This window comes from Chryseobacterium sp. JM1, from assembly GCF_000737715.1.
In the GTDB taxonomy this organism is placed as follows: Bacteria; Bacteroidota; Bacteroidia; order Flavobacteriales; family Weeksellaceae; genus Chryseobacterium.
Map to the genome: position 1 here is coordinate 1 of NZ_JPRN01000016.1, position 19,796 is coordinate 19,796.

Consider the following 19,796-nt stretch of genomic DNA (forward strand, 5'->3'; position numbering starts at 1 on the left):
CTGTCTTATGGATTTTTTAAAAACAGAATTCTTGATTTACTTTTTTCTAAGAGAGATATAAGTGAGGCAATGGATGAATATAAAACTCTTTTAAAATCACATATAGTCCCTATAAGACCTGCTCGGTCACATCAAAGAAATACAGCAAAATATAAAGCTAGGGCAAAGCCAATAATTACTAAAAATCACAAAGATAGCCTGTAATTGATTCTTAACTTAATGACATTGGGCTAAAGCCCGTTTCTATTGAATATGATAGGTTTGCATGATTAAAAAAAGGAAATGTTTATTAGTTTTTTGACCAGATTGCACAGATTTACACAGATGTTTACGGATTGTATTCTGAATAAAATCTTTGATTTTTTCTTAAAACTTATGTGATCTTATGATTTATAAAGTATTTAAACTTCAAGAAACTTAAATGTAAAAAACTTTTGCGTCTTTTGTGGTAGAACACTTAAACTTCCCCTTCGAAAATATCATGTAAATAATCTTGCTGATGGGGTTCTGTACGGTCTGTGCCCAGAAATTTTTTCCAGGATTGGGACTCGTGGTACACAATGCCCATTTCCCAGACGCAGTACGTTGGAAGATGAATTTGGTTTCTGTCCCAGACTTCAAAGGTTCCGGAACCATTATAATAAACACTTTCCCAGAGTTCGTTTTCGCTTCTCCAGGTACAGACTAAAAGTAAATATTTTTCGCCGCATCTGTGCATGATGACAAATCCGAGATCTTCCTTGTTCTGAAAATTTTCAACAGCATTTTCAATACATATTTTAGCATGATGGATATCCTGAGATGAAACAGCGGCCGGATCTTCTGCGAGATCATACCATTTGAATCGGGTTTTTCCGACGGTGAAGATTCCTTTCGGAGAAACATATTTAGAAGGATAAGCGGTAGAATTCATAAGTGATATTTTACAATGGTGAATGGATGTGATAAAGATGAAGATAAGAAACAGGAAAGACATCTCTTTTGTCATCTTATTTATCACATGGGGTTATAGATTTTATTGATTCTAAATTATCGAAAAAATGCGTAAATTTGTGAACAATTTATATTTAGTATGTTGACGAAAGAACAGGTTCAAGATTTCCTTAAAGAGATAGAAGTAGACGATTTGGTGAGTAACTTTCAAATCATGGGTAACGATGTGTATATCGACATGACTGCCCATTCACCGGCAATGCACGAAAAGAAAAAGCTGGAGGCAGCGATGAAGCAGGCTTTTGCCAGTGAGTTTGGAGAAGATATTCACTTAAAACTTAAAATCGTTTCTCCGGAACCGAGTGAGATCCAGCTAAGCCAGATCAAAGGGAAACAGATCCCTGGAATTCAGAATATCATTGCTATTGCATCCGGAAAAGGAGGCGTAGGAAAATCTACAGTGGCGGCAAATATGGCCGTTACTTTAGCGAAAATGGGTTTCAAAGTAGGATTACTGGATGCCGATATTTACGGACCGTCTGTTCCTACCATGTTCGATACGGAAGGTGAAAAGCCAATTTCTGTAGACGTTGACGGAAAAAGTAAAATGAAGCCTGTTGAAAATTACGGGGTAAAAATGCTTTCTATCGGTTATTTCTCAGGAGCCAATCAGGCAGTAGTCTGGAGAGGCCCTATGGCTTCAAAAGCTTTGAACCAGATGATCAGAGATGCAGCCTGGGGAGAACTTGATTTCTTACTAATCGATCTTCCTCCGGGAACAGGAGATATTCACTTATCTATCATTCAGGAAGTACCTGTAACAGGTGCTGTGATCGTAAGTACGCCTCAGCATGTAGCTTTGGCAGACGTAAGAAAAGGAATTGCGATGTTCCAGATGGAAAGTATTAACATTCCGGTTCTTGGATTAATCGAAAATATGGCGTATTTTTCGCCGGAAGAACTTCCTGATAACAAGTACTACATCTTTGGAAGACAGGGAGCTCAGTATCTTGCTGAAGATCTGGGAATTCCGGTACTGGGAGAAATCCCGTTGATTCAGAGTATCAGAGAAGCCGGAGACGTAGGAAGACCTGCTGCGCTTCAGGAAGGTTCTAAAATTGAAGGAATCTACACTGAAACGGCAAGAAAAATGGTAGAAAGTCTACTGGAAAGAAATAAAAATCTTCCCCCTACAGAAGCCGTAAAGATTTCAACGATGGCGGGTTGCTCGCCGAAAGCTAAAAAATAATTATTTTCAATTAAGTTTGAAAAAAGCCGAATTGAACTAAAGAAATATGGAAACAAATATAACACACGAAGATACAGTAACGAGAGTAATGGAAGCTCTGGAAAGCATCAGGCCGTTCCTGAACAAGGATGGAGGTGATATCGAGCTTATTGACGTGAAGGATAACCAGGTTTTTGTAAAACTTTTGGGGAACTGTTCCGGATGTTCGCTGAATTTTTCAACCCTGAAATTGGGTGTAGAAAATACCATCAAGCAACATGCTCCGGAAATTCAAAAAGTAATCAATGTAGAGTAAAAAATTACACGAAATATTTTTTAAAGACAGGTTTTTTTAGCCTGTCTTTTTTTGTTCTGATTTCAGAGGGTTGGAGTGAAAATCTCCCGCGGATTCCTCGGATTTCGCTGATGCTTGTATTTTATTAGCTGCTTGATTTAAACCTTATAGGTTTTTAAAACCTATAAGGTTTGAACGTGGAAAGTATTTACTGTTGGATTACCGCAAGGGCGCAAAGGATGATTAAAAGTGTTTTTTTTAAGGCGCAAGAAAATCGAAGATTTTCGGCAGGGTTGGATAGGTATAAATATTCAGTTAGTGGGTATTCAATTGTACCGGAGATAAAATCTTTGCGCCTTAAAGCAGCATTAAATTAAAGAATTTTTGCGCCCTTTAGCGTAAACCAACCCTTTCACATTCAATAACTTTACATTTACATAAAAAAGGCCTGATAATAAATTACCAGGCCCTGAAAACAAAATTAAAAAAATATAGATTATGAGTTTTGTGCTAAAAACTGTTTGTAGTTTTCCTCGTTTTCGAAATAAGCTACTTCTCCTTCATCACTTACCATCACGATGTATGCATTGGCTTTATCCACTTTTTTCCCGGTAAACGGATCTACAGATTCTCTCACGCTTTTATCATTCGGAATCCTTTCTACACACATTTCGCAGCAACCGTAGTACATCTTTCCACCGTGAGGAACTTCCATCTGCTTTTTGCCCATATAGGCATTGTTTACCATGCAGACGGTTTCACTAGGGACATGATCTCCCTTTCTATATGTTCCGGTAGCGGCAACTGGCTGCACTTTTTGTACAGGTTGTGGTTCAGGTTTCGGCGTGTTCTTTTGTTTTTCATGACCACACGCGTATAAAACGGCTGATCCGAAAATAATGATGACTGTGTTTTTGAATAATGCTTTCATTTTGATGTTATTTAATTAAACTTCCTTCTAAAATTTCCTCATTTCCTTTTTTAATGATTTTATCGCCTTCGGTTAGTTCCCCGAAAACTTCAATCATATCATTCAGGACTCTTCCTTTTTTTACAGGAACAAACCTGGTTTTGCCACCTTCATTCCTGATGATGTAAATTCCCATATTACTTTCCACCAAAGCTGATCTGGGAATAAAGAAAGTGGCTTCCTGATTTTGCAGGGGAATGACAGATTCTGCGATCATAAACGGCTTTAATTCCCGTGAATGATTAATAAAATCAGCCTCAATTTTCTCCGAACGCAACTTTATATCCAATGAACCCGACTTCCTTGAAATCCGGGCTTTAAAACTTTTCTCAGGCATCGCATTGATCCTGAACGAAATGGTATCTCCCGTTTTCAGGTACTGAACACTTGCTTCCGGAACAGAAAGGCTCAGACGAAGTTTGGACGTATTTTGAATGACCATCAATGGAGCGCCGCCGTTTGGACCTACATAAGCGCCGAGGTCTACATTTCTTTCCGTAATGATTCCGCTGAAAGGAGCACGGATCACCAGATATTGACTGATGTCCTGCAGTTCACGGTAGGCTGACTTTGCGGCATTAACCTGCGCTTGATCCGACAGTTTTCGGGCAGTGATCTGATCCAGGGCATCTTTAGCGATGGCTCCCTTCGTTTCATTCGCCCGGTACACTCTGTCGTAATTGGATCTTGTAGCAGCATAAATGGCTTCCTGCGCCTGCCATTTCGATTTGGCATTGGCTTCCTGTGACTGAATTTCAGGAGCATCCAGAACCATTAAAACCTGTCCTGCACTCACATATGAACCAATGTCTGCATTGATCTTTTTTATATATCCGGGTATTTTGGCAAATAAAGCGGTTTCCTGATCCGGAATCAGTTCGCCGGCCAATTTTAATTCAACTTTCGGATTGCTCTTTTTGATCTCCACAGTTTCCATGCTGTGCATCATCATCGGTTTGGCTTCTTTGGATATGTCCATTGGCTTTTCTTCTTTACAGGAAGCCGGAATACTCATAAGTCCTATTGTAATGGCTGTATATATAATGTTTTTCATTGAAGTAAAAATTAAGAGTTGGGATTTAAATAATGAATGCTTTCTTCGTCCTCTGGATCCAGTGATGGAGAAATAATTCCCGCATTTTTCTGCATCCACCCGAAAACCAGCGGAAGAATAACAAGCACAGAAAACGTGGAGAAAATCAGTCCTCCGATAACCGCTCTGCCCAAAGGCGAAACCTGATCACTTCCTTCTCCGAAACCGATAGCCATCGGAAGCATTCCCGCGGCCATAGCCAGTGTCGTCATGATGATAGGACGGATACGGAGTTTGGCTGCTTCAAGACCTGCTTCTAAGGCATTGCCCGTTGATTTCCGGATGGTTTCCGCATTACTGATCAATAAAACAGCATTGGCAATGGAAATTCCAATGGACATGATCAGCCCCATATAAGACTGGAGATTCAGCGTTGAGCCCGTCAGATTCAGCAGGGCTAATGATCCTACGACTACAAATGGAACCGTCGTTAAAATAACAAGCGATACCCGGAAAGACTGGAACGTAGCTGACAACATCAGAAAGATCACCACAATAGCAATCAGAAGCCCTGAAGCCAGACTGCTTAATGTTTCATCCAGTACCGGAGCCATTCCGGCCACTTCGATATTGACTCCTTTCGGAAGTTCACCCAATGATTCAATAGCTTTTTTCACATCTTTGGAAGCCTGTTCCAGATCTGTTTTGTGCGTATTGGCGGTCACTGTTGTATAGCCCATCGTTCCAAGGTTATAACTTTCTCCCAACTCTTTTGTTGAGGTGATGGAAGCGACATCTCCCAAAACCGGACGGTCTGAATTCTTAGAAAGAGGAAGATTGGCCAATTCCTCCTTGCTGTTAAGGATATTTTGAGGAGTCTGTACCTGTACATCATAGGCAATGCCCATCATACCGCCAACCCAGAAATTTTTATTGGTATAGCGGGTTGAAGCTGTGGCAGCCACCAATGATTTTGCGATATCCTGAGCATCCAGTCCCAATTGCGCCGCACGAACCCGGTCTATATTGATCTGCAGGGCAGGATAGTTCATGGATTGCGGAATCTGCTGATCGCGCAGGTATTTGATTTCTTTCAGTTTGACTAAAAGTTTTTCGGCATACATCCGGTTCATCTTTTTCATCATTCCCGAAACCCTTACTTCGATAGGATTATTGGCTCCCTGGCTGAGAATTTTTTCAGTCAGTTCGATAGGTTCAAAAGAAATCTGCAGATCGGGCATTTTTTCTTTGTAATACCCACGCAGTTCATCCTTCAACTCATCTGAATTTCCTTTAAATTCTTTTAAAGCCACCTGCATTAATGCTTCATGCGGTCCGGCATTGTATAAATAAATAGGACTCACTGCAAACGTCGATGGATGCTGACCTATGAATACGGAAGAGATCGCAATATTGTCTTTTCCTACCTTATTTTTAAGATGTTCAAGAAATTTTTTCACCTTTATTTCGGTGACTTCAATCCGGGTTCCTTCGGCAGCTTTTATTCGTACCTGAAACTGTCGCGAATTGACTGATGGAAGGACGTCTTTCCCGGTAATCTGATAAAGCCCAAATCCTGCACATAAAGCAGCAGCAAGGCTTGTACTGACAATGATTTTCCTGCTTTTCATCAACGAAGATAAAAACCTGACAAAACGGTCACGGAAACGGCTGAACCAGTCCGGCTTATGATTTTCACAGGTTTTTGGATCGTGTTTCATCATCCAGTTGGCCATCACCGGAACAAAAGTCTGTGAAAGGACAAACGATGCAATCATCGAGAAACCAATCGCCATCGCTAAAGGCATAAATAAAGATCCCGGAATTCCACTCATCATCAATGCCGGAGCAAATACTGCCAGAATACAGAGCATGATCAGCAATTTTGGAAAAGCAATCTCTTTGCATGCATCCCAAATCGCCTGTGCCCTGTTTTTACCCATCGCAAAATGCTGGTGAATATTTTCGATGGTTACCGTACTTTCGTCTACCAGAATTCCAATGGCCAGTGCCAGACCTGACAATGACATGATATTGATCGATTGTCCGAATAATTTTAAAAACAGGACCCCGGAAATAATGGAGATCGGAATGGTCAGAATAACAATCAGGGCTGCACGTGTGTCTTTAAGAAATAGCATCACCATCAATCCTGTGAGCAAAGCACCCAGAACTCCTTCGATGATGAGACTTTTTAAAGCGTTGGAAATATAAACCGACTGGTCAAACTCATAGGAGATCTGTACCCCTTCAGGCATATTTCTCTGAATTTTTGGGAGCGCTTCCTTCAGTTTGTTCACGACTTCCAGTGTGGAAGCATTGCTGGCTTTTGCAATATTGATATAAACGGAGCGTTTTCCATCAATTAAGGCATATCCCGTAGCAATATCGGCACCATCTTTTACCGTAGCCACATCCCGGATATACACATTGTCTGCTGTTCCTTTAAAGAGAGGGATATCGCCAAGCTCTTCCACCTTTTTTACCGTGTTATTGGTTGGGGTTAAATAATTGGTATCACCGATGTACACATTTCCGGAAGGAGACGTAATATTGTTTCGGCTAATGGCTTCTACCACCTGTTCAGGCGATAAACTGTGCGCCCGGAGCTTGTAAGGATCCACATTGATTTCTATCGTCCGCGGACTTCCTCCAAACGGTGGAGCAGTAGTAAGTCCCGGAATTTTAATTAAGAAAGGTCTCGCGTTGAAATTCGCAATATCCTGCAGCTGGTTATTGGTCTGCGTACTGCTTCGGAAAACCAGCTGTCCCACGGGCTGCGAAGACGAGTCGAAACGGATGATAAAAGGAGGCGGTGCTCCCGGTGGCAGAAATACCTGGGAACGGGTGGAAAGCGCGTTGATCTGGGCAATCGCTTCTCCCATATTCGTTCCTTCATAAAAATTAACTTTCATCAGGGTTAACCCCTGTGTGTTTTTAGATTCTATACTTCTGATCCCGTTCGTGAACAAAAGCATATTAACGTACATTTTGGTGAAATAGCCTTCCATCTGTTGCGGCGTATATCCGTTAAAGGAATGGGCTACATACACTACCGGAAGGTCCATTTCCGGAAGGATATCTACTTTTACATCTTTGGCTGCCTTGATTCCGAAGAACAGCAGGCCGAGTACCAATACCATTACAGATATCGGTCTGCGCAATGCAAACTTTATAAGATTCATGTTTCTGTTTTTGGGTTAGTGAATAATAGCTTTGGTGATGATCGAAATGTCGCCTTTTGAGGCAGCAATGAGTACGGTGGCCTGCCATGAATTGTTTTTTGCAATTTCATAATTGATCTCAGCACGGTTCAGCAGGTATAAAGCCTGCGTAAAATCAAGAATGGTGGTGAGTCCGTTCTCATATAAAGCTTTCTGCTGATGGTAGGCATCTGTTGCGGCTTCCATCTGTACCTTGGCTTCCGTTATTTTAGCCAAAGCATTTTTGAATTTCGATTCTGCGAGACTCTGTTGATTGGTCAGCTCCTGTTGAAGCAGCTGATGGTCAAAATCCAGAGCCTTAGTCATCAGTTTTTGTTCATTAACCTTAGAACTGTTCCTGTAAAAATCGGTAAGATTCCAGCTTACATTCAATCCGAAGATATAATTCATCCGGTCTACGCCGGCTCCTTTTAAATAAGATGGAGAATAGGCGGTATTATCCTGAACATAATTCCATCCAAAACCTGATCCACGTCCCTGAAAAACCCCGAAAAGAGAAAGTGAAGGAAGTCCTGTAGTCAGCAAATGCGCTTCCTGGACCTTGCTTTTATTCAATTTTTGGGTGATGAAGAGCATATTCGGATGTTGTTCCAATGAAGAATTTTCAGAGGTCGTTAAAGGAATATTTTCGCTGAAATAATGGTCCAGCTGGTAATCTGTGAAATTTTCAGCTAAAAGATCTGCCAGTTGTTTATTGTATTCCAGAACATGATCATTGGCATTAATAATCGAGGTTTGTGCATTGGACATTTCCGCTTTTGCGAGTGAGGCATCCACTTCAGGAATTAATCCGCTTTCGGCCCTCGCTTTGGCAATGGTATAGATCACTTCGGTGCGTTTATGATTTTCCAGCTGTACATTTTCCAGCCGCTGGCTTACCAAAAGGTTAAAATAGGCACTGGCTGCTTTGATCTGATGCTGGAAAATTTCCTGGCTGAGATCAGATTTCTGAACTTCCACATCGGCAATTTCCAGCTGTTCTTCGGTTTTCAGACGTCCGAAGGTGTAGACATTCCAGTTGACATTAGCCAAATATAAACTTCCGAATGCAGCGTTCCAGTTCTGCTCTGCGAGAGGCATTGAGGTAGAAGCTACCCCGAGACCGCCCTGGCTGTACATTGGGCCGTTTTGTGCATTGATGGTTCCGAAGTTTTGTTGTGCCATCAGGGTGACTTCAGGCAGATAATAGGTTTTCTGAAGATTGAGCCGTTCATGGGAAGCTGCGATATTCACTTCCTTTTTTTTGATGAATTGGTAGTTTTTCCCGGCTTTCATCAGTACATCCTCTAAGCCGGTCTGCTGTCCAAAGAAAATGGCGGGGCAGCCCAGCAGTATGATGAGGGCATTATATTTTGAATTCATAAGATTGATTTAGAATGAATATTGAAAATAGGATCCCGGATTCGGGATGACAAAATTCAATACGATTCTAAATTCTGTAAACGCAATGGAGAATGTAGAGAGAAGGATAATTAAAGTGATCTTCGGCGAAATCAAAGAGGGTAGAAGTCTTTTCTGAGTATAATGCTGAAACTTCGAATACCGTTCCTAAATTGTGATAGGGAATGGAAGCCGACAGAAATTTAACCGGTAAGTTTTTGTGGGAAGAGGTCAGGATATCTGCTCTGTACACCTTTTTAACTTCTAATTTGCAGCATTTTCCGTGGTTTTTCTCTTTGTTGGTACTGCATTTCGGGCAGTCCATGTCGGAAAGGTTTTTCAGTCCCACGTGGAGTTCACTGGAATTTCCTTTACATACGTGCTTACTCGTAGTAAATCCCGAAGAAATTATTACGTAAAGAAGCAGGAAAAACAGGTGGAATACTCTTTTCATTTCGCGGGATAAAATTAGAGGTAATCCGGGATGTGGTGTTATAGAATTCTGGCAGAAGTTTATACTTAAAAGGAATTTTATCATGCTGATTGAAAGTTCTTTGAGAATTGTGCAAATCGACGTTTTATAGGTCTGTTTTATGCCGTTTTTTATTGGTTTTATTGATTTTTTTTAATTATATTTGTGAAAAACGCATCTTATGTTTGAATTTCTGCAAAATCTAGAACCGCTTCAGCAGGGGTTCTGGTATACGGCCATCGCAGCCAGCTTTATCTTTCTGATTCAAACGGTTCTTACTTTTGTCGGAGGCAGCCATGGAGATGTGGTTCACGCTGATTTTAGCGGAGACAGCCATGCTGACAGTCCTTTTCAGTTATTTTCTTTCAGAAACCTTATTAATTTCCTTTTAGGGTTCGGATGGAGCGGCGTGGCATTCTATGGATCCATAGGAAATAAGTCGCTGCTGATTTTTGTTTCTGCGCTTGTAGGGGCTGGATTTATCTTTTTATTCTTTATCCTTATCCTTCAGATCATGAAACTTACGGAAGATAATACTTTTAAGATGGAAAACCTGATCGGCAGGGCAGGAGAGGTCTACCTTACGATTCCGGCAGATATGAGCGGAAAAGGAAAGATTACAATCTCTGTGAACGGAACCAGCCACGAACTTCCTGCTATGACGGAAGAAAAGGAAAATATCCCGTCCGGTGGTTCTGTGAGGGTAACCTACATCTATGACAAGATTCTTGTCGTTTCAAAAATTTAATTCATTATCAACCATTTTATAAAAACTATTTATGGCAATACCAGGAAGTCTTATTTTAACATTAGTCATTGTACTTGTACTATTCGTCACATTTTTAGCCCTTATTTCGAGGTATAAAAGATGTCCGTCGGATAAAATTTTGGTTATTTACGGTAAAACGGGCGGCACCTCAGCAAAATGTATCCATGGAGGCGGTGCTTTCGTATGGCCGGTTATCCAGGATTTTGCTTACCTTGATCTGAAACCTATTTCTATCGAGGCTAATCTTACCAATGCGTTATCCAGGCAGAATATCCGTGTAGATGTACCGTGTAGATTTACCATCGCCATTTCTACGGAACCGGATTCTATGGGAAATGCAGCAGAGAGATTATTGGGATTGGCTCAGGAGCAGATTCAGGAACTTTCCAAAGATATTCTTTTCGGTCAGCTTCGTTTGGTTATTGCCACGATGACCATTGAAGAGATCAACTCAGACAGAGATAAATTCTTAGACAATATTTCTAAAAACGTAGATACGGAATTAAAGAAAATCGGTTTAAAGCTGATCAACGTAAACGTTACGGATATCAGAGATGAATCCGGATATATTGAAGCTTTAGGTAAAGAAGCGGCTGCAAAAGCGATTAACGAAGCCATTATCAGTGTTGCCGAGCAAACGAAGATCGGGGAAACCGGAAAAGCAATTGCCGACAGAGAAAAAGACACGCAGATTGCCGAAACACAAAGAGACAGAGACGTAAAAATTGCCATCACACAAAAAGATAAAGAGATCAGTATTGCTTCAGCCATCAAGGATGAATCCATCGGTAAGGCAGAAGCTGCAAAAGAATCGAGAATTGCAACCTCTTTGGCGAACTCTATTGCTGTAAAAGGGGAAAACGAAGCCAAAATTACCATCGCGAATTCTGATGCCGAAAGAAGAGAAAAAGAAGCGGAAGCATTAAGAATTGCAACGGCTGCAGAAAAAGTACAGGCTGCACGATCTTTGGAGGAATCTTACCTTGCTGAACAGAAAGCGGAAGTTGCGAGGGGAGAAAGAGAACGTTCTACTCAACAGGCGAATATTGTAGTACACGCAGAAATCGCAAAACAAAAAGCCATCATTGATGCACAGGCAGAAGCTGAGAAAATCAGACTCCAGGCAAAAGGGGAGGCAGATGCTATTTTCGCTAAAATGGAAGCAGAAGCAAAAGGTCTTTATGAAATCCTGACCAAACAGGCAGAAGGTTACGATAAAATTGTACAGGCTGCAGGAGGCGATACCAACAGTGCCTTCCAGTTGCTGTTAATTGAAAAGCTTCCTGAATTGGTTAAGACTCAGGTGGAAGCTGTTAAAAATATTAAAATCGATAAAATTACGGTTTGGGACAGCGGAAATGGACAGGACGGAAACGGTTCTACCGCTAATTTTGTTTCAGGAATGATGAAAACAGTACCGCCACTGAACGATCTGTTTAATATGGCCGGTCTTAATTTACCGGAATATTTAAAAGGAAGGCCGGAAGAAGTTCAGAAAGAAATTGTCATGGTTCCTGAAAAGAAAGAGAAAAAGAATTTTGATGATATGAATCCGGAAGCTGAAGCTCCGAAGGCATAATATTGAAATATATAGATAGACTTGGACTCAGGCGGAAAGCGAAGCTTTCCGCCTGAGCCTTTTTATTCAGGAATAACTTTTCACATGATTTTAAAATTTCACGCAGATTAATCAGATGATGCAGATTTTTACTTTGTTAATCTGCTTTGTCCATATAATCTGCAAGAGAAAAAATTCAAGCCATTAAGATTCCTGTTAAGCTTTTAAGAATATTAAGTTTTAGCTTCGCTTTAAGACATACAACTTAAAAAATCAAATGATTTTTCTTAATTCATCTTACATCCTTCATTGATCTTAATGTTTTAAAAAAGCGTAAAATGAGAATCTTTTCCATTGACTCAATCTGTGAAAGCACATCATTAAACCTACTGAAATTAATGAAAACAAAAAAAGCCCCGGAAAATCCGGGACCTCATCAACTGAATTATATATAAAGTATTTCTATTGGTATATCAAGATGTCAGACATGAGACTTTAGGCTAAGGCCGAGATTGAGAAACGTCAATGGTCAATTTTGCTTCGCAAGTGAATGGTGAATGGTAGATTCAAGAAACAAGAATCAAGATGTTAGATTTCAGACATCAGATTTCAGATATTACTACTGGTGGCTTCGGGAGCCTCAGCCGCCAGATATTTGGGTTTATTCAACAGCCCTCAATCCCGAATCTTGCACCTCGAAACTCTCAAACCCTCAAACGCTCCGACTCTCAAACTCTTATCCCGCAACCTCTCACTATTTCACAATCACTCTCTTCACATGTCCTTCTGAAGTTTTCACAAGATAAACACCCGCAGAAAGTTTTGAAGTATCTATGGTTAAAGCATTTTTCTCTTTTCCAAGCATTTTTCCTGATAGATCATAAAGTTCATAATCCTGAGCTCTGTTGAAGTATAGCGCATTTCCTTTCGTTACTGGATTAGGGAATACATTGAAGGTTGCTTTCTCAGTTGTTACTTCACCGGTTCCTAATGTTGGAGTAGAAGCCACTTCATACATGGATAATGTTCCGCTGATCTCATTGGCAACAATGACATAGCCTTTTCCGTTTGTTGTATTTCCCGGAGCAATGTAGGTAATCCCTTCAGGACCGTTGTCGCCACCATAAGCTGAGGTAGAACGTGAATGTTTATAGTCAGTAAACGTAGGGTTATTAGGATCTGTAATATTATAAACCATTACCCCTCCGGTTCTTTCCAGAGTAATGAAAGCGTAAGTCTGTCCATTGATGGTCGCCAAAGCAACTCCTTCCGGTTCAGGACCTTTCGCGCGGCTTCTGTTTTTGGCACCGTTGGCTTCATTGTCTGCATTAAAGATCAGTGGATGTTTGGCTGCAATATACCTTTCAAACCGGTCACCACTGTCGTAAACCAATTGTTTGGTATCAGCATTAAAAATAGAGAATGAACGTGCTCCCAAAGCTGCGATTTCTTCAAAATCTGTATCCGCATCGGTATTTCCTGTTGCACTGGACACTCTGAATCTGCCTAAATTATGAGATGCTTTTAAAACGGATGCCTGTGGGAATAGAGCAGGATCTAAAGTATAGGTATTTGCTCCCACAGTAGTTCTTTCGCTGTATCCTGAAAGATCTTTTTCATCACCTTCATTAGCGGTTACAATATAATTGGTGTTTCCTATTTTGTAATTCTGAACGGCATCTGGAATGTAGTAGGCTTTCACGGGCCAGTTAGCGATTAGTATTTCACCATTGTTATCTGAGGCATCAAAACCGTTACCCGGAAGACTCATATCTTTTTTGCCCAATCCCCAGATTCCGGAAATTGTTTTTGTGGCTAGATTGATTTCAGCCACAGCATTGTTTTCCTGAAGCGTTACCCAGGCTTTCTGACTGTCTGAGCTTACCGTCACATATTCAGGTTCAAGATCCTGAGAAAGCGTATTGTTGGTTCTTACTTTCCTCAGTCCTGTAGCCACTAAAGCAGCGGTTTGAGAATCGAAGCTGTTAAAATTGAGCGTTGTGACATTGCTCTGTGTCAGATTTCCGATACCGCCCGAAATATCAATAATGCTGATGGTTCCCTCAGGATCTACGGTGTAAGCATCATTGGGTTCTCCTTCATTGGCTGTAATCACTTTTGTTCCGTCCGGAGTGAACGCCACCATATCAGGAAGGGCTCCCACGGTCACTTGTTTAAGGAAGTTTCCGTTAATATCAAAAAAGACTACAGAACCATTCTGCTGTGGATCAGCATTCGGGGAAGCCGTTGCAATGATCCCGTTTTTAACAGCGATACTTGTAATCCCGCCATAAGGGGCCATGTTCACCGTTTTAACAACAGAAAGAGCATTTGGATTATTAAAATCGATGATATCAAAAACATCCGTGATGGAACTGATGGTAAATAACTTCTGGCTGGCCGGATCATGAACTACAATTTCCGTAGAACTGTTGTTGTTTCCGGAAGGATCAAAACTTCCTACATAGTTTAGCTGAATCTGCCCTGAAGGAACCGGTGCAGGTTTATCATTATCCACAATGTAAACAGTAGCCGTATTATCTCCGGAAATCGTCGTTCCGGTAGGATTTTCAAGGCTTACCACAAAATATTCTGCCTGCTGCTCTTCCAATGTATCATCGATGATCGGAATATTGACCGTATAACTTGTTGTAGAGGGAGTGATATTGATGGTCTGATTGGCTAATGTAAAATCATTGCTGTCGGCTGTACTGAACGGTGCCGATTTTACCACCAAATTAACCGTAGCAGCTGAAGGATTGGTAACATTGATCTTGAAAGCCAGGCTTCCTGCATTTTCATTTACTTTAATGAAGTTTTTATCAAGAGAAACGGTTGTCCCGGCTGTTGTAAAGGTGGTTGATGTCACTGCTGTAACGCCATTATCACTTAAATCTTCAACGGTATTGGGTTTAAGGGCCAGATAATACGTCTGTCCGGGAATAAGGGCAGCCGTAGGAATTACTGTGATTTTATTATTACTGAAAGTCGTTGTGAAGGGAACTGAAGTACCTGAAGCATTTCCTACACGGAAATCTACAAGGTTTTGTGCATTAGAATCGGTGATCGCGGAATTGTCTGTAAGTCTTACATTTTCATTGAAAGAAATGGTTGGATTTACAGTAGTGGAAGCATTATTTGTGTTTTGAGCGGGAAGATAAGTGGTTGTAGGAGGGGTTGTGTCGGCACCTCCGGATGCTGTGGCGTCCATCGTGAAATTATCAAAACGGTTATTACCTCCCGTTCCGCCTCCTGTAGCAGAGAATTCTACCTTTAATTTAAAATTCGGGTTATTGGAAACACCGGAAACTGCGGAAAAATCAAAAGTGACAAGCTGAGGATTGGCATCCTGTGGATTGACGGTCTGATACGGAACAAAAGTACTTCCATCCGTTGAATAAGACCATGATTGAGTTCCTGCACCCTGCCCGGACCGTCTTGTTGTAAATTTAACAACAGCATTCTGATACCCTGTCGTAGGAAGATTGAACTGTAAACTTCCACCAATGGGATTATTGAATCGTAAATGGGTTCCGGCCGGATCGCCGTTTCTTGTATTTAAATTATCAATACTGAAATTCTGTCCGGTCCCGCCTGCAAAATCTATTTCGCTGGTTCCTCCGGCTATGACAGCAAGAGATCCGCTTACCAAAGTGGAAGAGGGGATCGTGATGGATGCTGAAGATGCATTGTTGTTAAAATTCCAGTAATGGATCAGTGTCTGTCCGAAAAGTCCGCCCTGAAGGAAGAATGCGGCAATGACAGATCCTTTTAATAGATAGTTGTTGGTCATTTTTTACTTGCATTAGATTTATGCAAAAATGAACTTTATACCGCGCAAGTATTTTAATGGAATTTTAATAAATGTTTAACAAACAGGTAACGGTTGCTGTTGAAACGGAATATAAAACAGCAAAAACCCTCCTTTTATTAATCTACTTGCTGACTTTGCTTCCTGTAATATTCATGGTTTTATTCACAGATGCTTTTTCATCCAGCGGATGTTTCTGCATATAAAAATAGCCTGAAACTGCTGTCAGGACTAGAAGAACAAAAATGACCAGAACAATTCTTTTTACCATATCTCTCATATTGCTAAATTTTTAATGTCCCTGATTTCCAAAACTGATGTGGGGTAACCTTTGCGCACGCCATTGATCATTGCTTTGCCCACTTCGTGTAAAGTTAATGATTTTGACGGTAAAAAAACAGGAAAAATCCAAATAATAGGTTTAAAGAACCATTTTACATGTATTTGACCATCAACGGGTTTCATGAATCCCGGACGGAAATTGAATGCATTTCTAAAACCTAGTTTTTTCAATGCATTTTCAGTTCTGCCTTTTACCCTTGCCCACATTTGCTTTCCGCTTTCTGTGCTGTCTGTATGAGCTCCTGATACATAATTGAAAACCATGTCCGGATTTTGGTTCAGAACAACCTTTGCAAAATGAACGGTGGTGTCGTATGTGATCTTTGTATACTCTTCCTCATTCATTCCCACGCTGCTGATTCCTGCACAGAAAAAGCAGGCATCATATCCTTTCAGGTTTTCGTCGTTGAGATCTATGGCCAGGAAATCCGGAACTAAATATTCTTTAAGCTTTGGATGCGTTTTTCCGGAAGGTTTTCTGCTTACGCTTAGTATTTCTGAAACATTAGGATTTTCAAGGCATTCCATTAAAACACCTTCGCCTACCATACCGGTTGCACCTGTAAGAATTATTTTGATCGGATTCATTTTTTTCTGTTGATATTATGCATGACGTACTAAGATATAGTATTACTTTAAATGTACAGTAAAAAAATTACATTTCTGAAGAAATTATGAATGAGTAGCGCTTAGATAACACAAAAACCGGCCAAAAGATGACCGGTTTTTTAAAAATACTGTGTAAGAAATTTATTTTTTTTCGTGCAGCTGACTGAAAATATTGTGGATCAATCCGTCTGCCACGGAGATTTTAGGAACAAAAATCCTGTTGATATCTGACCATGACATCACATTGTTGAAAATCCTCAAAGCATGAACAAGAACATCCGCTCTGTCTTCTCTTAGGTTATGTTTCGTCATTCTTTCCTCTACAGAAAGCTCATTGAATTCTTTATACACCTTTTTAAGATGGGCAAGCGTCATTGGTTTTCCGTCTTTCGTTTTACTCATCGAGAACACCTTATTGATATTTCCTCCTGAACCGATAGCGACGATTGGACGTTTGCTGACGATATTATCTTTGATCTCATCCTTCATTTCCTGCCAGTTTTCAGGATTAACGAGATTATTCAGAAGTCGGATAGTTCCGATGTTGAATGATTTTTCGTACACCATTTTTCCGTTTTCATAAAAAGTAAGCTCTGTAGAACCTCCTCCCACGTCAATGTATAAATAGGCGAATTCTTTGTCAAGACCTTCTGCTACATGGTTTTCATAGATCAGGGTTGCTTCCTCATCACCGGAGATAATCTCTATATTGATGCCCGAAGTTTCCTTCACCTGTCTGATGATTTCATCTCCATTTGAGGCATCCCGCATGGCACTGGTGGCACAGGCGCGGTAATGATCCACTTTGTAGATCTTCATAAGGTCGCTGAAAATTTTCATCGAATCGATGACCATTTTTTCCCTTTCCTCGCCTATCATGCCCATGGTGAACACGTCCATTCCCAGTCTCAAAGGGATTCTTAAAAGATTAAGTTTTATAAATTCAGGTTTTCTGTTGCTGATCTTTACTTCATTGATCAGAAGTCTGGCGGCGTTGCTTCCTATATCTATCGCTGCGATCTTCATTTTTTGCTTGTTTTAGCTTTTAAATATTTGTAGGTTTCTATTTGAGAACGGCATTCCTTTTTATCATTCCTGACATACTCGTTGCTCAATTTTTTGTCTAAAATACGAGCTTTTACGTTATCTCTCAACTGAATGTCCAGAATATCTTTCAATTCCTTCTTTAACTCCTTGTCTGTGATCTTCGCGGCGGCCTCAATTCTGTAGTCCAGATTTCGGGTCATCCAGTCGGCAGATGAGATGTAGATGTCTTCTGCGCCTTTATTATAGAAATACATGACCCTGGCATGCTCCAGGTATTCGTCTACGATACTGATCGCTTTTATTTTTTCTTTAAATTCCCTTTGATTCACCGGACAATAGATTCCTCTGACAATGGTTTTGGTGACTACTCCGGCTTGGGCTGCTTCATAGAGCTTTTCTATCAGAGCTCTGTCACTCATAGAGTTGGCTTTGACGATGATCTCTGCTTTTCTTCCTGCTTTGGCTTCTTCAATTTCCTTATCGATATGGTGAACGATCTTTTCACGCATATACTGCGGGCAGATCATCAGATTTTTACACGTTTTCAAGACTGGAAGGAAATCATCTTTCGGTTTTTTCAGGACATTAAATACCTTATTGATATCTGCCATGATGCCACGGTCAGCCGTCATCAGTAAATGGTCACCGTAGATTCTTGCCGTTTTTTCATTGAAATTTCCGGTACTTACAAAGCCATATTGGAGTGTTTTATTGTGGGACCTTTTTTTAATAATACAAAGTTTGGCGTGCACTTTTTTGTTCGGAAGACCTACAAGTACATTGATTCCCTCTGGCTCAAACATTTCTTTCCACTTCAGATTGGATTCTTCATCAAATCTTGCCTGAAGTTCCAGCATAACCGTTACTTCCTTACCATTTCTTGCTGCATAGATCAGAGCATTACTGATTTTTGAGTTGCCGGCAAGACGGTACGCTGTAATTTGGATAGATTTTACATCCGGATCCATCGCCGCTTCACGCAGAAGATCAATCACAGGGTTGTATTTGTGATAAGGGAAGGAGAGAAGAACATCTTTCTTTAAAATAACATCGGTGACTCTTTCACCATGTTCAAAAGCCTGGTGTGTAAAGGAAGATCTCTCCACCGGTCTTTCATAGGTTTCAAATACATCAGGAAAATCCATAAAGTGTTTGAAATTGTGAATTTTTCCACCCGGAATGATGCTGTCTTTTTTCGTTAAATTTAATTTTCGGATAAGAAGCTCCAGCAGGGCTTTATCCATATCTTTATCAAAAACAAAACGGGTAGGTTTTCCTTTCCTTCTGTTTTTAAGTCCTTTTTCTATTTTTTCTGCGAAGTTGGTCCGGATATCATTGTCCAGTTCCAGTTCGGCATCTTTAGTTACCTTGAAAGCGTTGGCCGCAAATTCGTCATAGCCAAAATAGGAGAAAATATGCGGTAGGTTGAACGTGATAACATCTTCAAGCAGCATGACATTTTTTTCTTCCGGATCTTCCGTTGGCAACAGGACAAATCTTCCCACAAATCGGGAAGGAATTTCTATAATTGCATAATTACTGGAATACTGCCAGTCTTTTTTTCTCATCGCCACGCCCAGATAGAGACTTTTATCCCTTAAGTAAGGCATCGGCGTGTTTTCGTGAAGCAGAATAGGGATCACATTGGATTCTACTACATCATCAAAATACTCTCTTACGAATTCTTTTTGTTTGGCAGTAAGGTTTTTAGAAGTTTTAATAGAAACTTTAAGGCCGGCCATTTCAGCCTGAATGTGTTTCCAGGTCTTATCAAAATTCTGCTGCTGTCTGATCACGATTTCATTGATTCTCTGAAGAATCTTTGAAGGAGGCTGATAGAAAGATTCTGCAATCACTTTTTCTTTAAAATCCATTGCCCGCTTTAATCCGGCTACACGTACTCTGAAAAATTCATCTAAATTGTTGGAGAAAATTCCAAGGAAACGTATTCTTAAATGTAAAGGAACATTTTCGTCCATGGCTTCCTGTAAAACCCTTTCATTGAAAGCAAGCCATGTAATATCTCGCGGATTAAAGTGTACTGACATTCTAAAGTGTATATTTTATCAAAAATAGCAATTCATAAAGTTCTGTTCTCTATTTTCAAGGTTAAACTTTGATTAAT

At 40.5% G+C, this 19,796-nt stretch carries 16 protein-coding genes; 5 read left to right on the forward strand and 11 right to left on the reverse strand.

What is annotated here, in order from left to right; translation table 11 throughout:
* Positions 1–204: hypothetical protein (locus tag IW22_RS24660; protein ID WP_034730388.1), on the forward strand; the 204-nt coding region annotated here is incomplete at its 5' end.
* Between the two features lie 253 nt (positions 205–457).
* Here the strand turns inward: IW22_RS24660 and IW22_RS20215 are convergent.
* On the reverse strand, positions 458–913 hold the full coding sequence (locus IW22_RS20215; protein ID WP_034730389.1) for a hypothetical protein: 456 nt from the start codon (positions 911–913) through the stop codon (positions 458–460).
* A gap of 159 nt (positions 914–1,072) precedes the next feature.
* Between IW22_RS20215 and IW22_RS20220 the strand changes: the two genes are divergently transcribed.
* Both IW22_RS20220 and IW22_RS20225 read left to right on the forward strand, forming a co-directional pair.
* Positions 1,073–2,182: an Mrp/NBP35 family ATP-binding protein gene (locus IW22_RS20220; protein ID WP_034730392.1), complete on the forward strand. Its 1,110-nt coding sequence runs from the start codon at positions 1,073–1,075 to the stop codon at positions 2,180–2,182.
* Between the two features lie 46 nt (positions 2,183–2,228).
* Positions 2,229–2,477 (forward strand): NifU family protein, encoded by a 249-nt coding sequence (locus IW22_RS20225; RefSeq protein WP_051890476.1) that lies wholly within the window; start codon positions 2,229–2,231, stop codon positions 2,475–2,477.
* Positions 2,478–2,952: 475 nt separating this feature from the next.
* On the opposite strand, the gene IW22_RS20230 is transcribed toward IW22_RS20225, so the two are convergent.
* The 5 genes from IW22_RS20230 to IW22_RS20250 all read right to left on the reverse strand — a co-directional run bounded on the left by IW22_RS20230 (position 2,953) and on the right by IW22_RS20250 (position 9,517).
* Complete coding sequence (locus tag IW22_RS20230) at positions 2,953–3,387, reverse strand: hypothetical protein (RefSeq protein ID WP_034730394.1); 435 nt, start codon at positions 3,385–3,387, stop codon at positions 2,953–2,955.
* Between the two features lie 7 nt (positions 3,388–3,394).
* Entirely contained in the window at positions 3,395–4,480 is a 1,086-nt protein-coding gene (locus IW22_RS20235) for an efflux RND transporter periplasmic adaptor subunit (RefSeq protein WP_034730396.1), read from the reverse strand.
* A gap of 11 nt (positions 4,481–4,491) precedes the next feature.
* On the reverse strand, positions 4,492–7,644 hold the full coding sequence (locus IW22_RS20240; RefSeq protein WP_034730398.1) for an efflux RND transporter permease subunit: 3,153 nt from the start codon (positions 7,642–7,644) through the stop codon (positions 4,492–4,494).
* Positions 7,645–7,659: 15 nt separating this feature from the next.
* Positions 7,660–9,045, reverse strand: coding sequence for a TolC family protein (locus IW22_RS20245; RefSeq protein ID WP_034730400.1), 1,386 nt, complete (start codon positions 9,043–9,045; stop codon positions 7,660–7,662).
* Between the two features lie 67 nt (positions 9,046–9,112).
* Entirely contained in the window at positions 9,113–9,517 is a 405-nt protein-coding gene (locus IW22_RS20250; RefSeq protein WP_034730402.1) for an HYC_CC_PP family protein, read from the reverse strand.
* Positions 9,518–9,716: 199 nt separating this feature from the next.
* Here IW22_RS20250 and IW22_RS20255 point away from each other — a divergent pair, with 199 nt between their 5' ends.
* Positions 9,717–10,283, forward strand: a complete 567-nt coding sequence (locus IW22_RS20255) for an NfeD family protein (protein WP_034730405.1) — start codon at positions 9,717–9,719, stop codon at positions 10,281–10,283.
* Between the two features lie 31 nt (positions 10,284–10,314).
* A complete protein-coding gene (locus tag IW22_RS20260; RefSeq protein WP_034730412.1) occupies positions 10,315–11,883 on the forward strand; it encodes a flotillin family protein in 1,569 nt (522 codons plus the stop codon).
* A gap of 733 nt (positions 11,884–12,616) precedes the next feature.
* Here IW22_RS20260 and IW22_RS20265 read toward each other — a convergent pair.
* From IW22_RS20265 to ppk1, 5 genes are all read right to left on the reverse strand, one after another.
* Complete coding sequence (locus tag IW22_RS20265) at positions 12,617–15,655, reverse strand: choice-of-anchor I family protein (RefSeq protein ID WP_034730413.1); 3,039 nt, start codon at positions 15,653–15,655, stop codon at positions 12,617–12,619.
* 142 nt (positions 15,656–15,797) lie between these two features.
* Entirely contained in the window at positions 15,798–15,953 is a 156-nt protein-coding gene (locus IW22_RS24490; RefSeq protein ID WP_156122708.1) for a hypothetical protein, read from the reverse strand.
* On the reverse strand, positions 15,950–16,603 hold the full coding sequence (locus IW22_RS20270; protein WP_034730415.1) for an NAD-dependent epimerase/dehydratase family protein: 654 nt from the start codon (positions 16,601–16,603) through the stop codon (positions 15,950–15,952). Before IW22_RS20270 ends, IW22_RS24490 begins: the two co-directional genes overlap by 4 nt.
* A gap of 162 nt (positions 16,604–16,765) precedes the next feature.
* Positions 16,766–17,650: an exopolyphosphatase gene (locus IW22_RS20275; protein ID WP_034730418.1), complete on the reverse strand. Its 885-nt coding sequence runs from the start codon at positions 17,648–17,650 to the stop codon at positions 16,766–16,768.
* Complete coding sequence (ppk1, locus tag IW22_RS20280) at positions 17,647–19,719, reverse strand: polyphosphate kinase 1 (RefSeq protein WP_034730419.1); 2,073 nt, start codon at positions 19,717–19,719, stop codon at positions 17,647–17,649. The genes IW22_RS20275 and ppk1 overlap by 4 nt, the downstream gene beginning before the upstream one ends.
* Positions 19,720–19,796 lie beyond the last annotated feature (77 nt).

Bases quoted from the DNA above. Each gene is read 5' to 3' on its own strand.
- IW22_RS20215 (WP_034730389.1), bottom strand. From the start codon at position 913: ATGAATTCTACCGCTTATCCTTCTAAATATGTTTCTCCGAAAGGAATC.
- IW22_RS20220 (WP_034730392.1), top strand. From the start codon at position 1,073: ATGTTGACGAAAGAACAGGTTCAAGATTTCCTTAAAGAGATAGAAGTA.
- IW22_RS20225 (WP_051890476.1), top strand. From the start codon at position 2,229: ATGGAAACAAATATAACACACGAAGATACAGTAACGAGAGTAATGGAA.
- IW22_RS20230 (WP_034730394.1), bottom strand. From the start codon at position 3,387: ATGAAAGCATTATTCAAAAACACAGTCATCATTATTTTCGGATCAGCC.
- IW22_RS20235 (WP_034730396.1), bottom strand. From the start codon at position 4,480: ATGAAAAACATTATATATACAGCCATTACAATAGGACTTATGAGTATT.
- IW22_RS20240 (WP_034730398.1), bottom strand. From the start codon at position 7,644: ATGAATCTTATAAAGTTTGCATTGCGCAGACCGATATCTGTAATGGTA.
- IW22_RS20245 (WP_034730400.1), bottom strand. From the start codon at position 9,045: ATGAATTCAAAATATAATGCCCTCATCATACTGCTGGGCTGCCCCGCC.
- IW22_RS20250 (WP_034730402.1), bottom strand. From the start codon at position 9,517: ATGAAAAGAGTATTCCACCTGTTTTTCCTGCTTCTTTACGTAATAATT.
- IW22_RS20255 (WP_034730405.1), top strand. From the start codon at position 9,717: ATGTTTGAATTTCTGCAAAATCTAGAACCGCTTCAGCAGGGGTTCTGG.
- IW22_RS20260 (WP_034730412.1), top strand. From the start codon at position 10,315: ATGGCAATACCAGGAAGTCTTATTTTAACATTAGTCATTGTACTTGTA.
- IW22_RS20265 (WP_034730413.1), bottom strand. From the start codon at position 15,655: ATGACCAACAACTATCTATTAAAAGGATCTGTCATTGCCGCATTCTTC.
- IW22_RS24490 (WP_156122708.1), bottom strand. From the start codon at position 15,953: ATGAGAGATATGGTAAAAAGAATTGTTCTGGTCATTTTTGTTCTTCTA.
- IW22_RS20270 (WP_034730415.1), bottom strand. From the start codon at position 16,603: ATGAATCCGATCAAAATAATTCTTACAGGTGCAACCGGTATGGTAGGC.
- IW22_RS20275 (WP_034730418.1), bottom strand. From the start codon at position 17,650: ATGAAGATCGCAGCGATAGATATAGGAAGCAACGCCGCCAGACTTCTG.
- ppk1 (WP_034730419.1), bottom strand. From the start codon at position 19,719: ATGTCAGTACACTTTAATCCGCGAGATATTACATGGCTTGCTTTCAAT.